The sequence below is a fragment of the Rhodoferax sp. EU05-FHT12H12 genome, assembly GCF_058791215.1.
In genome coordinates, this window is sequence record NZ_JBYTDI010000009.1 from 1 (window position 1) to 15,309 (window position 15,309).

16 protein-coding genes are annotated in these 15,309 nt (G+C 63.6%); 9 read left to right on the forward strand and 7 right to left on the reverse strand.

The genetic code is table 11. From position 1 onward, the window contains the following. Positions 1-226: 226 nt before the first annotated feature. Positions 227-667 (reverse strand): MarR family winged helix-turn-helix transcriptional regulator, encoded by a 441-nt coding sequence (locus tag AC3WS7_RS17695; protein ID WP_296464717.1) that lies wholly within the window; start codon positions 665-667, stop codon positions 227-229. Between the two features lie 75 nt (positions 668-742). Here AC3WS7_RS17695 and AC3WS7_RS17700 point away from each other — a divergent pair, with 75 nt between their 5' ends. Continuing rightward, positions 743-1,210, forward strand: a complete 468-nt coding sequence (locus AC3WS7_RS17700) for a DUF2798 domain-containing protein (protein ID WP_492657275.1) — start codon at positions 743-745, stop codon at positions 1,208-1,210. Between the two features lie 45 nt (positions 1,211-1,255). On the opposite strand, the gene infA is transcribed toward AC3WS7_RS17700, so the two are convergent. Next, positions 1,256-1,504 carry a translation initiation factor IF-1 gene (gene infA, locus AC3WS7_RS17705; RefSeq protein ID WP_087495722.1) on the reverse strand — a complete coding sequence of 83 codons (249 nt, stop codon included), beginning with the start codon at positions 1,502-1,504 and terminating at the stop codon, positions 1,256-1,258. A 23-nt stretch (positions 1,505-1,527) separates the two neighbouring features. Beyond that, positions 1,528-1,749 carry a hypothetical protein gene (locus tag AC3WS7_RS17710; RefSeq protein WP_296464703.1) on the reverse strand — a complete coding sequence of 74 codons (222 nt, stop codon included), beginning with the start codon at positions 1,747-1,749 and terminating at the stop codon, positions 1,528-1,530. A gap of 305 nt (positions 1,750-2,054) precedes the next feature. On the opposite strand from AC3WS7_RS17710, the gene AC3WS7_RS17715 reads away from it, so the two are divergent. Next, on the forward strand, positions 2,055-2,777 hold the full coding sequence (locus tag AC3WS7_RS17715; RefSeq protein WP_296464700.1) for a glutamine amidotransferase-related protein: 723 nt from the start codon (positions 2,055-2,057) through the stop codon (positions 2,775-2,777). On the opposite strand, the gene AC3WS7_RS17720 is transcribed toward AC3WS7_RS17715, so the two are convergent. Beyond that, positions 2,774-3,949, reverse strand: a complete 1,176-nt coding sequence (locus tag AC3WS7_RS17720; RefSeq protein WP_492657315.1) for a YbfB/YjiJ family MFS transporter — start codon at positions 3,947-3,949, stop codon at positions 2,774-2,776. The genes AC3WS7_RS17715 and AC3WS7_RS17720 overlap by 4 nt on opposite strands. Before the next feature lie 35 nt (positions 3,950-3,984). Continuing rightward, positions 3,985-5,562: a methyl-accepting chemotaxis protein gene (locus AC3WS7_RS17725; RefSeq protein WP_296464693.1), complete on the reverse strand. Its 1,578-nt coding sequence runs from the start codon at positions 5,560-5,562 to the stop codon at positions 3,985-3,987. A 263-nt stretch (positions 5,563-5,825) separates the two neighbouring features. On the opposite strand from AC3WS7_RS17725, the gene AC3WS7_RS17730 reads away from it, so the two are divergent. After that, the gene (locus AC3WS7_RS17730) at positions 5,826-6,386 is read left to right on the forward strand and encodes a DUF4124 domain-containing protein (protein ID WP_492657276.1); all 561 of its coding nucleotides are present in this window, start codon (positions 5,826-5,828) and stop codon (positions 6,384-6,386) included. 16 nt (positions 6,387-6,402) lie between these two features. On the opposite strand, the gene AC3WS7_RS17735 is transcribed toward AC3WS7_RS17730, so the two are convergent. Beyond that, the gene (locus AC3WS7_RS17735; RefSeq protein ID WP_492657277.1) at positions 6,403-6,741 is read right to left on the reverse strand and encodes a YnfA family protein; all 339 of its coding nucleotides are present in this window, start codon (positions 6,739-6,741) and stop codon (positions 6,403-6,405) included. A 75-nt stretch (positions 6,742-6,816) separates the two neighbouring features. Further along, positions 6,817-9,042, reverse strand: a complete 2,226-nt coding sequence (locus AC3WS7_RS17740) for a heavy metal translocating P-type ATPase (protein WP_492657278.1) — start codon at positions 9,040-9,042, stop codon at positions 6,817-6,819. Positions 9,043-9,157: 115 nt separating this feature from the next. Between AC3WS7_RS17740 and AC3WS7_RS17745 the strand changes: the two genes are divergently transcribed. The 6 genes from AC3WS7_RS17745 to AC3WS7_RS17770 all read left to right on the forward strand — a co-directional run bounded on the left by AC3WS7_RS17745 (position 9,158) and on the right by AC3WS7_RS17770 (position 15,299). Next, complete coding sequence (locus tag AC3WS7_RS17745) at positions 9,158-9,355, forward strand: heavy-metal-associated domain-containing protein (protein WP_296464678.1); 198 nt, start codon at positions 9,158-9,160, stop codon at positions 9,353-9,355. 88 nt (positions 9,356-9,443) lie between these two features. Beyond that, positions 9,444-9,878, forward strand: coding sequence for a Cu(I)-responsive transcriptional regulator (cueR, locus tag AC3WS7_RS17750; protein WP_492657316.1), 435 nt, complete (start codon positions 9,444-9,446; stop codon positions 9,876-9,878). Between the two features lie 63 nt (positions 9,879-9,941). Continuing rightward, a complete protein-coding gene (gene creB / locus AC3WS7_RS17755; RefSeq protein ID WP_492657279.1) occupies positions 9,942-10,673 on the forward strand; it encodes a two-component system response regulator CreB in 732 nt (243 codons plus the stop codon). Position 10,674: 1 nt separating this feature from the next. Continuing rightward, entirely contained in the window at positions 10,675-12,141 is a 1,467-nt protein-coding gene (gene creC, locus AC3WS7_RS17760) for a two-component system sensor histidine kinase CreC (protein ID WP_492657280.1), read from the forward strand. A 103-nt stretch (positions 12,142-12,244) separates the two neighbouring features. Continuing rightward, complete coding sequence (locus AC3WS7_RS17765; protein ID WP_296464663.1) at positions 12,245-13,033, forward strand: hypothetical protein; 789 nt, start codon at positions 12,245-12,247, stop codon at positions 13,031-13,033. A gap of 151 nt (positions 13,034-13,184) precedes the next feature. After that, the gene (locus AC3WS7_RS17770; protein ID WP_492657281.1) at positions 13,185-15,299 is read left to right on the forward strand and encodes a VIT and vWA domain-containing protein; all 2,115 of its coding nucleotides are present in this window, start codon (positions 13,185-13,187) and stop codon (positions 15,297-15,299) included. The last annotated feature ends 10 nt before the right edge of the window (positions 15,300-15,309 follow it).

The window sequence follows — 15,309 nt, forward strand, 5'->3', positions numbered from 1 at the left end:
AGATGGCAGCGGCCGCCAGCAGCCTGAAGAGCCAGGCCAGCGACCTGGTGCAGGTGGTGGCGGTGTTCAAGCTGGGCGCGACCCACGGTGGCACGGCAGGCGACCCCGCCTGGGTGGCCACACCGCCCGCCCTGTTAGCCCAGCAGGGAGCGCTGCGCCTGGGCATGCACCGCTAATTTTTGATCAAATGGGCCTCTAGCCCTTATGGATAGTGCGCAAGCAGCTACTATTTTGATAGCGCTTGTGCCGTCGCCCTACGTGCCACCGCGGTGAATACTGCAAGCTGCTCAGGCGCCACCGACGCAAACATGCGCTGCACCAATGCCGTGTGTTGGGCCTCAAACACCGCGCACGCCTCCAGCCCCACAGGCGTCACCTCCAGAATCTGGCTACGTCCATCTTGCGGGTCCGGGCTTCTGCGGAGCAGGGCCTGCGCTTCCAGTTCCTTGGTGATGCGGGCAATCTGCCCTTTGTCGCGCGTGCTGGCCTGCACCAGGGCCTGCTGATTCCCGCCCGGATGGGCCTTGCAGTGGCTCAGGATATGCAGGTGCAAGGGAGACAACGCGATGCCTGTCTGCGCCAAAGACTGCGTCATCTGGCCTTTGAGGGCCTCAAACATACGCAGCATGGCCTGAATCGCGTCTTCTTCAGGGTTGGGTTGGGACATGGGATTTGGTTGACTATGTCAACCTTATGAAGTACATTGGTTGACATTATCAACCAAATAGCAATTCACACCAATATGCCCACTGCCACCCCATCTTCCGCCCGCCCTTTGCGCCTGCGCGCCATCGTCCCGCCGCTGCTCATCCTGCCCACCATCGGGCTGCTGCTCAGCGGCGTGATCACCTGGATCAATATCGGTTTTGGCGCCGATTTCACAGCGCGGTGGATGCGGGGATTTTTGTCGGCACTGCCCGTGATGCTGGTGGCCTTTGCCTTCATGGCGGTGTTGGACCGCAAGGTGCAGCAAGTGTTTGCCGGGCACAGTGTCTTGGTGCGTAAACTGATTTTGGCGGCTTGCACCGCCTGCATGATGGAATTGTTGCTGGCCAGCGCCGTGACGCTGAGCAACCGAGGCCTGGCTGCAGGCTTTGTCAGCGCCTGGGGCGCCGCCTTCCTCAAGTCCCTGCCGGTGGGCTTGTGCGTGAGCCTGTTCATGGGCTTTGTCATCAAGCCCCGGCTGGACCGGCTGGCAGCCGGTCAATGAAAATGAGCCAACAACACCGGGGCGCAAGGCCCCGGCAGCGCCGTCTTAACGGCGTGGCGTCATGGGGCCGCGGCCCTCGATGTGGCGGAAGTTGATGCGGCCCTTGCTCAGGTCATAGGGCGACAGCTCCAACGACACGCGGTCACCCGCCAAGATGCGGATGTGGTTCTTGCGCATCTTGCCAGCGGAGTAGGCGATCAACTGGTGACCATTGTCCAGGGTCACGCGGAAACGGGTGTCGGGCAACACTTCGTTGACAACGCCCATCATCTCAATCAGGTCTTCTTTGGCCATGGTGGTTTCCTTTGTGCAGTAGCTTACTGGGTGTGGGTGGCACTTTGCACCCAGTGGATGCCTTGCGCAATGGCATAACGGGCCGCTGCGTCTGGCGTGGAAAAATCGTCATGAAAACTCATGACACGGTCGGTTGACGCGCTGCCGCGTCCGCTGGCAATGGATACTTGTGCGCCAAAACGACCGCTAAGGAGCGGCTTGGAGCAAGCGGCAATGCGGTATTTGCCGATGGTAACGGGATGCAAAGAAGCGATCTTATTGTGGTTCTGAATCATTAAAAAGTACAAGCGCACCGGCCACGGCAGAGGCGAAGTGCTCAAAAGAGAAAAGCTGCGGTGCCGTGAGAGGGCGGGTGCAGGTCGCTGACATCCGGGCTGGATTGGCAACCCCACTGCCGGGGGCGGGTGTGTTGCGGTATGCCTACCAGAACACGGCCAATCGCCTGTCGAGCGACTGCCTAATGTAGCACGGCAGCCCAAATTGGACCCTATTTGGCCGTCAAAGACCCTGCTGGCTGTGGTTTTCAGGGCAAAACTGCGAAAATCTGGCCATGAAACTCTGCATTCTGGACAACGACACGATCGACCCGGCGCTGGTACCCACCTATGGCAACTACGCCGCCATGATGGAGCGCGTGCTGCGCGACGCTGGCGCCACCACGTGGACCATGGAACGCTTCAGCACGCCGCTGGGCGAGTACCCCAACTCCTTTGCCGACTACGACGCAGTGCTGCTCACCGGTAGCAAGGCCGACTCTTTCTCCGACGAACCCTGGGTGGTGGAACTGCGCCGCCGCGTGACCGAACTGCTGGACACCGACACCAAGCTGCTGGGCGTGTGTTTTGGCCACCAGCTCATTGCCCTGTGCATGGGCGCCAAGGTGGGCAGGGCCCCCCAGGGCTGGGTCACCGGGCGTAACACCTACGCCTGGCACGCCCAAGACCTGCTGCCCGAGGGCGAGCGCGACAGCTTTGCCCTGCTGGCGAGTCACCAGGACCAGGTGCTGGAACTGCCCGCCGGCACCACACTGCTGGCCAGCAGCGAACGCTGCCCGATAGCCGCCTATGCCAAAGGCCAGGAAGTGCTGTGCATCCAGCCGCACCCGGAGTTTGTAGAGGATTACAGCGCCCACCTGCTGAACAAGCGCCGCGCGCTGCTGGGCGACGAGCACTACACGGCCAGCATTGAGAGCCTGGCCCAGGGCCACGAAGGCACCGACTTTGCGCGCGTGATGGTGGCGTTTGTGGAAGGCCGGGCCGGGGCCGCAGCTTAAACCAGCGCCTTTTGCCGGATGGCCAGCGCAGCCCCCAGCCACAGCGCCACGGCAGAAAACACCAAGCCGCGCGCCAGGCCGCCAGGGCCATCGGCAATCCAGCCGACCACGGTAGGCCCCACGATCTGCCCCGCGGCAAACACGGTGGTGAACGCGCTGATACCAGCCGCCCAGGCGGCGGGCGGCAGGTTGTGGCGCACCAGCGCGGTGGTAGACGCCACCACCGACAAAAACACCCCGCCAAACAACAGCCCCGACACCAGCACCACGGGCCACCACTGGGTCAGGGCGGGCAGCACCGTGGCCACACCCAGCAGCACATTCAAGGTGGCCAGCGCACGGCCACCCTTGTGCCGGTCCAGCAGCCCCGCCCAGATGCGGCTGGACGCCACCACAGCCAGCCCCAGCAGGGCATAAAACACCGTGACGGCCAGCGCACTGCTGCCCTGCGCACGCAGCAGGGCCACGACAAAGGTCATGTAGCCGATATAGCCCACGCCAAACAGGGTGTAGCCCGCCAGGCCAAACGCGAACTGCCGCCAGCGAAAATCCTGCATGGCGGTGCCCACCGTTGCGGCCGGAGCATCCCAGCGCGCCATCACCCGGGCGGGCCACACCAGCGCCATGCTGGCCAACAAGCAAGCAAGCGCTAACACCCACCAGGCCCAGCGCCAGCCATGGATCTGGGCCTGTGTGGCATCCAGCAACCACGGCACCAGCAGCGCCGACAACACAATGCCCAGCCCCGTGCCCCCGTAATAAATCCCCAGCAGCAAGCCACTGTGCTGCGGATGCCGCGCACCAAGGCGGGCCGCCAACAGGCCGCCAGCGATAAACACCAGCGCACTGGCCACACCGGCCAGCAAGCGCTGCAGCAGCAAAGGCTGCGCATCGGTAAAGAAGCCGCTGAGGCCCATGAACGCGCTGGCCAGCACAGCGCCCCCCCACAGCAGGGCCGAAGGCCCGACACGGCGCATGAGCATGGGTGTCGCCAGCGCCCCCAAGAAGTAACCCAGGGCGTTGGCCGTGTTCATGGCGCCGGCCAGCGTGTAGGTCCACCCCAGGTCGGTGCGCATGGCGGGCAGAAGCAGACCGTAGGCAAAGCGGGTGATGCCCAAGGAGACGGCGGCCCCCAGGGACAAAGCCAGGGCCAGGGCCCAGGTTTGCCGCATGCCGGGGCCGCTGTGGGCTGCCAACGGGGGGGAAATCAGGCCAGTGCGCCGTCTTGCAGGCGGAACTGGCGCACCACCTGGGCCAGGCGCTCGGCCTGTTCGCGCAGCGACTCGGCCGCGGCGGCGGACTGCTCCACCAGTGCGGCGTTTTGCTGGGTGGCTTGGTCGATCTGGCCGACCGAGGCATTGACCTGGGCAATGCCGCTGGACTGCTCGGCCGAGGCGGAGGTGATTTCACCAATGATGTCGCCCACACGCTGCACGCCCACCACCATCTCTTGCATGGCGGCGCCCGCTTCCTCCACCAGCTTCACGCCACCATTCACGGCGCTCACACTGCTGCCCACCAGCACCTTGATTTCTTGTGCCGCGTCGGCCGAACGCTTGGCCAGGCTGCGCACCTCGGAGGCCACCACCGCAAAGCCGCGGCCCTGCTCACCGGCCCGCGCGGCCTCCACCGCCGCGTTCAGCGCGAGGATGTTGGTCTGGAAAGCGATGGAGTCGATCAGGCCAATGATGTCGCTGATCTTGCTGCTGGAGGCGGCAATCTCGTGCATGCTGCCCACCGCCTGGGTCACCACCTGGCCGCCACGCACCGCCAGTGTGGAGGCAGAGCCGGACAACTCGCGCGCGACTTGTGCCGACTGGGCGGTCTGCTGCACATTGGTGGTGAGGTCGGACAGGGAGGTGACCGTGTCTTGTACGCTGCTGGCCGATTTTTCGGTGCGCATCGACAGATCCTGGTTGCCGGAGGCAATTTCCTGGCTGGCCAGGGCCACACTTTCGCTGGCGTTGCGCACCTGCGAGACCAGGGCACTCAGGCCCTCCTGCATGGCTTTTTGGGTGCGTTGCAGGTCGGCCACTTCGTCTTTGCCGTCCACTTCCACGCGCTGGGACAGGTCCCCCCCCGCAATCGCCTGGGCCAGCTGGCGCGCCTGCTCCAGCGGCTTGCAAATCGAGTTCATGTTCAGAATCGTGAGCGGAACCACCACCAGCGTTGCCACCACCAGTGCGGCAATGAACACCCATTGGATGACATTGCCAACCGCTTTTTGTTCGGCAATGGCGCCCTCGGCCTCGGTTCTGAGCGCCACATCCAGCTCCTTGAGCTGCTGCTCCACTTTGTCCACCTCGACCAGTGCCTTCTGGCTCATGCGGTTGGCCGTGGTGGCCGATTCGTAGCCGCTGCTCTTGAGTTGATTGGCCACGGGCTCAAACAGCTGGGCATAGGTTTTGAGGTTGCCCCCCATGGCGCGGATGATCACGTTGTCGGGGTCGTCCTCGCCTATCAGAAACTCGGCCGCCACCTTGTTGGTTTGGTCGAGGGCCGCTTTCCAGCGGGCATAGGCTTTTTCCACCTCAGCGGTGCGCTCATACTCGATGATCATGTCCTTTTCGGCCAGGCGCACCGCGCCCAAGGCCGAACGCAACTGGGTGAGGTGCTGCACTTCGGCAAAGGAGTTTTCCAGGAAGGCATCGCTCTGCGCCTGGATTTGGGCCATGCCCCACAGGCCGCCGCCGCCCACGATACCCAGCAGGGCCAACACCATGGCAATGGCGCCCAGCATGCGCAAGCGGATCGTAAAAAGGCGCATCAAGGACATTGTGTTCATGGGTTTTTCCTTATCGGGGCCGCGCAACCGGGGCTGCAGGACATTCTTTCAGAGACTGGGAGTGAGTACAAGCCGCAAAGAGCTTACAGCTTGTTACGCATGCCCAAGACAGAAAATGCACCGTAAAAGCGATTTGCACGGAGACTGCTGCTTTTTATTGACCCAGGCCAAACGCCCGTGCCCCTGCGCCTTGCCCACCAGAAGGTCTGGCGCACTGCCCTAGAATTTCCCGCTCCACGTCCACCGTCTTGCCCATCACTGCCATGCATTTTTCTGCCTTGCCCATCGCCCTGTGTGCCTGCCTGGCGCTGCTCAGTACCCCGGGCCACGCCCAGGGTGTCTACAAATGGGTAGATGCCGAAGGCAAAACGCACTATGGCTCGCAACCGCCCGCCGCCGACAAGGGCAGCGAAGCGCTCAAGCTGCACAGCAACAGCGGCTTTGGTGGCAACAACAACGGCAAGGCCAGTAGCGCCACCGAGTACAACGCCGACGGCACCAAGAAGATTCCCAAGGACGTGCAGGACTTCGCCAAAGGCATGGAAAAGGCGCTGAAAAAGCAAGACAGCAAAGAGGTGCCGCTGGACTGCATGAGCGCCATCAAGAACGCCAACGACCAGTCCGACACCATGCTGGAGGTGGGCGCCAAGAACGTGAAAGACGGCTACCTCAGCCAGGCCGACTACGACGCGCAAGCGGCCAAGGTGCGCAAGGCCAAGGCCGAGACCACCTTGGCCCACTGCCAGTTCTCGACCGGCAAGGAACGCGCGTTCTACCAGTGCATGTCCAACGGCAAGAACCACATCCTGGCCTGCACCAAGTAAGCAGGCTCCGAGCGCGCTAGGCCGGGGTGCGCGGTGCCAGCACCATGACCGCCATGCCGGCCAGCGCCAGGCCAGCCCCCACCCAGTCCCACAGCTGCGGGCGCACGCCATCCACCAGCCACAGCCAGGCCAGCGCCGTCACCACATAGACCCCGCCATACGCGGCATACACCCGCCCGCTGGCCGCCGGGTGCAGCGTGAGCAACCAGACAAACAGCGCCAGTGACAGTGCCGCAGGCAGCAGCACCCACACGGGGGCACGCTGGTTGAGCCACAGCCAGGGCAGGTAGCAACCCACGATCTCGGCCACCGCGGTGAGCACGTAGAGGCCGGTGGTGAACAGGAGCTGGTTCATGGGCAGTCTTTCATTTGCTCCTATTTTAGGAGCTGCTTGCGCATATTCCATGGGGCCTAGAGGCCAATTCGACCATTAATCCGGCTTCCAGCGCTTGAGCAAAAGCGCGTTGGTCATCACGCTCACCGAGCTCAGCGCCATGGCCGCACCCGCCACCACGGGGCTCAGATAGCCCAGCGCGGCCAGCGGAATGCCCGCCGCGTTGTAGGCAAAGGCCCAGAACAGGTTCTGCCGGATCTTGGAGACCGTGCGGCGGCTGATGTCCAGCGCAGCGGCCACCAAGAGCGGATCGCCCCGCATCAGCGTGATGCCGGCCGCGTGCATGGCCACGTCGGTGCCCCCGCCGTTGGGGTTGGCCATGGCCATGCCCACGTCAGCAGCGGCCAAAGCCGGTGCGTCGTTGACACCATCGCCCACCATGGCGACCACTTTGCCACCGGCTTTGAGTTCTGCCACTTTCGCAGCCTTGTCGCCGGGCAACACTTCGGCCAACACGTCCTTCGCATCCAGCCCCAGGCGTTTCGCCATCGCTTCAGCCGCGCCGCGGTTGTCACCGGAGATCATCACGGTCTGGATGCCCCGGGCGCGCAAGGTCGCCAGTGCTTCCTTGGCGCCGGGCTTGGGTTCATCGGCAAAGGCCAGCAGGGCGAGCAGTGCCACACCGCTGTCCGTGCGCTCGGCCATGGCGGACACGGTGGCGCCTTCGGCCTGCAGTTGTTCTGCCCGCGCTGTCACGGTGGCCAGATTCACCCCCAGCTCGGCCATCCAGCGCAGGCTGCCCAGCAGCAGCGTGCGCCCGGCCACCACACCCTGGGTGCCACGGCCGGGCACGGCCTGCACATCGGTGGGGGCTTGCACATCCATCGTCTTGGCCTTGGCCGCAGCCACCACCGCATGGGCCAGCGGGTGTTCGCTGCCGCTTTGCAGGCTGGCGGCCAGGCGCAGGGCTTCGTCTTCCGCAAAGCCCACAGGCACCAGTGCGGTCAGGCGCGGCTGGCCCACGGTCAGTGTGCCGGTCTTGTCAAACGCCACCACATCCACGGTGTGCGCCAGCTCCAGCGCCTGCGCGTCCTTGATCAGGATGCCGTGTTTGGCCGCCACACCCGTACCGGCCATGATGGCGGCCGGCGTGGCCAGGCCCAGCGCGCAGGGGCAGGCAATCACCAGCACGGCCACGGCGTGGATCAGCGCCACTTCAAAGCTGTGGCCGGTCAGCCACCAGGCCAGCAAGGTCACCAACGCAATCACCAGCACCACGGGCACAAACACCGCACTCACCTGGTCCACCAGCCGCTGGATCGGCGCCTTGGCCGCCTGCGCGTCTTCCACCAGGCGGATGATGTGGGACAGCACCGTGTCCACGCCCACCGCGCGCACCTGCAGCACCACGCGGCCTTCGCCGTTGATGCTGCCGCCGGTGAGCTTGGCACCCACCTCCTTGGTCACCGGCAGCGGCTCGCCGGTCAGCATGGACTCGTCCACCTGCGTGCGGCCTTCGAGCAGCGTGCCATCCACGGGAAAGCGTTCGCCGGGCTTCACCACAATCTTGTCGTCCACCAGCACCTCCGCCACGGGGACATCGACTTCACCCTCACGCCCCAGCAGGTGCGCCGTGTCAGGCCGCAGGCTGTGCAGCGCGCGGATGGCCGCCGTGGTCTGGCGCTTGGTGCGCGCCTCCAGCCATTTGCCCAGCAGCACCAGCGTCACCACCACGGCGCTGCTTTCAAAGTAGAGGTGCGGCGCCATGGCCGGCATGCCATGCGCCGTATGGTCCGGCGCGGTGAGCCACAGCCACATGGACAGCGCCCAGCCCGCCGAGGTGCCCAGCGCCACCAGCAAATCCATATTGCCGGTACGCGCTAAGAGCGCGTGCCAGCCCGCCTTGTAAAACCGTGCGCCCAGAATGAACTGCACGGGTGTAGCCAGCAAAAACTGCCACAGCGCGGGCAGCATCCAGTCTTGGCCAAACAAGTCGCCCACCATGGGCAGCACCAGCGGCGCACACAGCGCCAAGCCTATGGCCACTGGCGCAAAGCCGGCCCAGGGCGAGGCATCCACCGCGTCAATGGCAGCGCTGGGTGCTAGCGGCTCGTAACCCGCATCGCGCACCGCACGGCGCAGGCGGGCTTCCATACCCGCGTCATGCACTTCGATACGCGCGGATTCGGTGGCCAGGTTCACCGTGGCGCTGTCCACGCCCGGCACTTTCTTCAGCGCCTTTTCCACGCGCATCACACACGATGCGCAGGTCATGCCGCCAATGCCGATATCGATCGTTGAGGAGGTGGTTTCAGTAGTCATGGTGTGGAGCGTACGCCTTCCCACCATGGCAATGTCAAGCAGTTAGCACACAGACTTGACCTTCCCACCGTAGCAAGGTTCACAATTCCCCCATGTATTCACCAAGGAGCTCCTCATGACCCAAACCTTCACCGTCACCGGCATGACCTGTGGCCACTGCGAAAAAGCCGTCACCCGCGCCATCCAGGACGCCGACCCGCAAGCCCAAGTCAAGATTGACCGCAGCCAAAACAAGGTGGAAGTCGAATCCACCCAGGCCCGCGAAACCCTGGCCAAGGCGATTGCCGAAGAAGGCTATGCCGTTGCAGCTTGAGCGGAAGGTTTCACCGCCGGGCCGCCCCAAGGTGCAGGCCCGGGGTTTTGCCAAACGCGCCCCCTCAGGGGGCAGCGCAGCACCCGAAGTGGCAAGCGTGGGGGCCGCCACCCAGCCGGTCAACATTGGCGAGGCGGCGCGCCAAAGCGGCGTCTCCGCCAAGATGCTGCGGCACTACGAATCGCTGGGCCTGCTGGGCACAGTGACCCGCACCGACAGCGGCTACCGCCTCTACAGCCCGGCCGATGTGCACACGCTGCGCTTCATCAAGCGCTGCCGCGACCTGGGCTTTTCGATGGCCGAGATTGCCGAGTTGGTGGGTCTGTGGCAAAACCGCTTGCGCACCAGCAGCAGCGTGAAGACCATTGCGCAAAAACACATGGCGGAGCTGACCCAGCGCATCGAGGCCATGCAGAGCATGCAACGCACGCTGAGCGGCCTGGTGAACTGCTGCCATGGCGACGAACGGCCCGACTGCCCCATCCTGGACGACCTGGCGGGCGCCACACACGGCGCTACGTAATTGATAGCTGCTTGCGCATAGTCCACGGGGGCTAGAGGCCATTTTTGCGCCACAATGCGCCCCATGGCCCTGAAACCGCGCATCCTCCTTGTTGAAGACGAGTCCGGCATTGCCGACACCCTGCAGTACGTGCTGTCCACCGACGGCTTTGCGCCCGTGTGGGCCAGTACGGCGGAGGACGCTATCCGCCAGTTCAGCGCCGAGCTGCCCGCGCTGGCCGTGCTGGACGTGGGCCTGCCGGACCTGAACGGCTTCGAGCTGTTCCGCCGCCTGCAGGCCCTGCCCGGCGGCAACCAGGTGCCCATGCTGTTTTTGACGGCACGCAGCGACGAGATCGACCGCGTGGTCGGCCTGGAGTTGGGCGCCGACGACTACATCGCCAAGCCCTTTTCTCCGCGCGAGCTGGTGGCCCGCGTGCGTACCATCCTGCGCCGCAGTGCGCGGCCGATTGCGACGCCCGCGCCAGCAATGCCGACGAGTGCCCCCCCCATCTGGGCTCTGGACGAAGAGCGCCACCAAATCCGCTTCTATGGCAAGCTGCTGGAGCTGTCGCGCTACGAATACGGCGTGCTGCGCCTGCTGGTGCAAAAGCCCGGCCGCGTGTTCACGCGCGACGAGCTGCTGCTGCAAGTCTGGGGCGGCGACAACGACAGCTTCGACCGCACGGTAGACGCCCACATCAAGACCCTGCGCGCCAAACTCAAGCTCGTCGCCCCCGGCCACGACCCCATCCGCACCCTGCGCGGCAGCGGCTACGCGCTGAGCGAAGAACTGCCGGCCACGCTGACGAGTTGATGTGAGCAAAAGAAGCCGCATCTTCTTCGGGCTGCTGCTGATCTACGCGATCGGCATGGCCGCCGTGCTCTACCGCGTGGTCAGCGACCTGGACCCACGCTACCGCGAATCGGCCGAAGAGTCGCTCGTGGAAACCTCCCAGCTGCTGGCCACCCTGATTGAACAGGATGTGCGCGACGGCGCCATCGACACCGCGCGGATGGACAGCCTGTTCAAAGCCGCCTACGCGCGCGAGTTCAGCGCCCAAATCTTTACCGTTACCAAAACCAAGGTGGAGCTGCGCGCCTACGTCACCGACCGCAACGGCACCGTGGTCTACGACTCCACGGGCCAGTCGCAAGGCAAAGACTTCTCGCAGTGGCGCGATGTGCAGCTCACGCTCAAGGGCGAATACGGCGCCCGCACCACACTGGACATTCCGGGTGACCCCAACTCCGCCGTCATGTACATGGCCGCCCCCGTGCGCTGGACCAACAATGCGCAGGGCGCGGGCAGCGGAGAAATCATTGGCGCCGTCACCGTGGGCAAGCCGGTACAAACCTTTGGCCAGTTTGTGGCCGCAGCACGCAGCCGCACGCTGTATGCGGGGCTCATCTCGGTGCTGGCCGTGCTAGTGCTGGCCGTCATGGTGTCCATGTGGCTGGTGCGGCCGTTTGGCCTGATTGCCGACTATGCGCGCTACATCAAGGCCCAACAAGGCTTCCACCCCGGCCGCCTGCTGCGCCGTGCCTGGGACCTGATGCACGCCGCCTACGACGAAATGCGCGACGCGCTGGCCGGGCGCAACTACGTGGCCGACTATGTGCAGACGCTCACGCATGAAGTGAAGAGCCCGCTGTCCGCCATCCGCGGCGCGGCCGAGCTGCTGCAAGAACCCATGGAAGAAGCCCAGCGCCAACGCTTCCTCACCAACATCCAGCGCGAGACCCAACGCATCCAGGAAATGGTGGACCGCATGATGGAACTCACCGCGCTGGAAACTCGCCGCGTGCTCGACAACGCCCAGCCCGTGGCCCTGCTGCCGCTGCTGGACGAACTGGCCCACGCATCCCACGGCGTAGCTACGCAACGCGGTTGCCGCATCACTGTGGCCGCCAGCGAAGACGTGACGGTAGAGGCAGACCCCTTCCTGCTGCGCCGCGCGGTCAGCAACCTGCTGGACAACGCGCTGGACTTTTCGCCCGAAGGCGGCCACATCGAACTGGGCCTGCAAGTGCAAGGCCGCTGGGCCCAGATCACCGTGCGCGACCAGGGCCCTGGCATCCCCGGCTACGCGCAGGACAAGGTGTTCGAGAAGTTCTACTCACTGGCCCGGCCGCACACCAAGAAGAAAAGTACGGGGCTGGGGTTGAGCTTTGTGAAAGAGATTGCTTCGTTGCACCGGGGGCGCATCGAATTGGGTAACCGGCCTGAGTCTGAGGGCACGGGCGCGGCTGCCGCGCTTTGGCTTCGGAGGCGCGCGGATTGATCATTCCATTTCCGGTGCATGTAGTTGGTTGCAACGCAAACAGTGTCTCAAGCGCTTGGTCTAATGGGCAATAGTTTTCATCAAGATATTTAGTGGTGGTTTTATGGAAACAGTTGAGTACCTATCCGAGACCTTGCGCACGCTACAGGTGCACTATGACGCTCTGTCTTCATTCTTACCTCCACCTACGCGTACTCGGATCGGCAATAACGTTTACTTTCGGCACTCAGAAAAATCGGATGCGCTCCTCTGCTACCTCAAAGGTGTAAAGCTCATCAGCACGCTAAATGCCGCCTTGGTATTGTTGCGCTCAGGTTACGCACAGGAGATCGGTGCGCTTTGTCGAATGGCCGATGACTTTTTCTACGAAATTTTGTTCTTTACGGAACCAACTCAAGAATCTGGTCCGAGCAAAGATCAACTCAAGATGCTCGAGGATTTTTTCAAAGAAGAGTTCGAGAATCCGGACAATCTACTTGGCTCGGCCCAAAACCGCGACACAGTTCCACGACGCAAAATAAACGCAGCATTCGGGAAATTGACGAAAGATCAGATTAATCCGCACGACGCTCAAAACACTGCAGGGGTCGTTCATAAAGCCTTCTCCGGATATGTGCACGGAGCCTACCCTCACATTATGGAAATCTACGGGGGGCAGCCGCCGCGATATCACATGGCTGGGATGCTCGGCACACCGCGCATTCCAGAGTGGAAAAACCAGCTAGTCACGTACGTATATCGAGCAATTATGGTCACCGAATTGAATTCGAGTCGACTTGGCGCTGAGTCCAGTGAGCGTGAACTCCGTCAGCTGCTCATCGAATACGAGACGGCACTAAATTGCAAGCCAGCCGAATCGGCAGCAGCCATGCTACAAAAGCTCAAAAAGTGACGATTACCCTTCCGTGAAATGGCTTATCGAACTCCTTCACCTCGTTTTCACACAGACTTCACACAAGCCCCTAGCGGCTTCAAACTGACTTCTCCCCCCGGCGGGATGCTCTCTCCACCGTGCAATACCGCACGCCGAATGGAGAAGCCCCATGGCACTTGTTGCTACCCACCCGGCCCCCGATGCCGCCACTGAGCCCCCCGCGCACACCACTGGCTCGCTGTCGCGCTGGCTCTGGCTGGCCACCACCACCCTCTCTGCCGCCTGCTTTGTAGCGCTAGCCATCAGCCCAGCGGCCCACGCGCAAGACCGTGACGCGGCGCCCCGTCTCAAAACCGAGAGCCCCTATTTTTTCGTCAAAAGCGACAACCCTGGCGTGGACCAGTTGCCGCTCAAGTCCACCCAGGTGAATGTGAAGGTCAGCGGCGTGATTGCCGACGTGACCGTGGTGCAAACCTACAAGAACGAAGGCCAGCGCGCGATCGAAGCCAAGTACGTGTTCCCCGGCTCCACACGCGCCGCGGTGCACGGCATGAACGTGCGCCTGGCGGACCGGCTGATCACCGCCAAGATTCGCGAAAAGCAGCAGGCCAAGATTGAGTACGACGCGGCCAAGCAAGAGGGCAAGACCGCCGCGCTGCTGGAGCAGCACCTGCCCAATGTGTTCCAGATGAACGTGGCCAACATCATGCCCGGCGACGATGTGAAGGTAGAGCTGCGCTACACCGAACTGCTGCTGCCCACCGATGGCAACTACCAGTTCGTCTTCCCAACCGTCGTAGGCCCGCGCTACAACAGCCCGCAGAGTTCGCAGGCCAACGCTACCTGGGTGGCCCAGCCCTATTTGCCCCAAGGCCAGAACACGCCCACCAGCGCTGCAGCTCCGGCGTTTGATATCCACGTATCGCTGAACACGCCCATTGGCGTGAAAGAAGTGCGCTCCAGCTCGCACACCATCCGCAGCTACACGGAGCAGGGCGGCGCCACGGTGGTGGGCTTGTTGCCCACCGCAGAGCCGACCAACAACCGCGACTTCATCCTGAACTACCGCCTGGCCGGTGACAAGATTGAAACCGGTGTGATGCTCTACAAGGGCCAGGACGAGAACTTCTTCCTCGCCATGGTGGAGCCACCCAAGGCCCCGGCCGCCACGGCCATCACGCCGCGCGAGTACATCTTTGTGGTGGACATCTCGGGCTCCATGCACGGCTTTCCGCTGGACACGGCCAAGGTGGTGTTGCGCGAGCTGATTGGTGGCCTGCGCCCCAGCGACACCTTCAACGTGCTGCTGTTTTCGGGCAGCAACAGCTTTTTGAATGCCACCTCGGTGCCCGCCACCAAGGCCAATATTGAGCAAGCCATCCGCACCATCGACAAGGAAGGCGGCGGTGGCAGCACCGAGTTGATCCCCGCGCTGAAGCGCGTGTATGCCCAGCCCAAGAACGCCGATGTGTCACGCACCGTGGTGGTGGTGACCGACGGCTATGTAACCGTGGAGCGCGAAGCCTTTGAGCTGGTGCGCAACAACCTCTCCAGTGCCAACGTGTTTTCGTTCGGCATCGGCTCCAGCGTGAACCGCCACCTTATGGAAGGCCTGGCCCGTGCGGGCATGGGCGAACCCTTCATCATCACCCAACCCGCCGAGGCCGCCGAACAAGCGGCCCGCTTCCGCAAAATGATCGACTCCCCCGTGCTCACCAATGTGAAGGTGCGTTTTGAAGGCCTGGACGTGTACGACGTGGAACCCCGCCAGCTGCCCGACCTGTTGGCCCAGCGCCCGCTCATCGTGTTCGGCAAATGGAAGGGTGAGGCCAAGGGCAAGCTGGTGGTGGAAGGCAATACCGCCAACGGCCCGCTGCAAAACAGCCTGCCCATCACCGCAGCCAGCACCGACACCGCCGCCCTGCGCCACCTGTGGGCCCGCCACCGCATTGCCGCACTCAGCGACCAGGAAGCCCTGGAAGGCGGCAGCGCCGCCAAAGACGCCATTACCGACCTGGGCCTGAAATACAGCCTGCTGACCCAGTACACCAGCTTTCTGGCGGTGGACCAGGTGGTGCGCAACAAGGCACCTGCAGATAGCCCCAGCGTGAACCAGCCTTCGCCCTTGCCGCAGGGTGTGGAGAACTCGGCCCTGGGCGCCGAAGTACCCAGCACGCCAGAGCCCGCCACCTGGGGAGCAATCTTGGTGACGTTGTCGGTGCTGGCCATGCTGGCGCACCGCCGCCGCCGCGCAGCCCTGCGCGCCCACCACTACACAAGTTAAGCAGGAGATT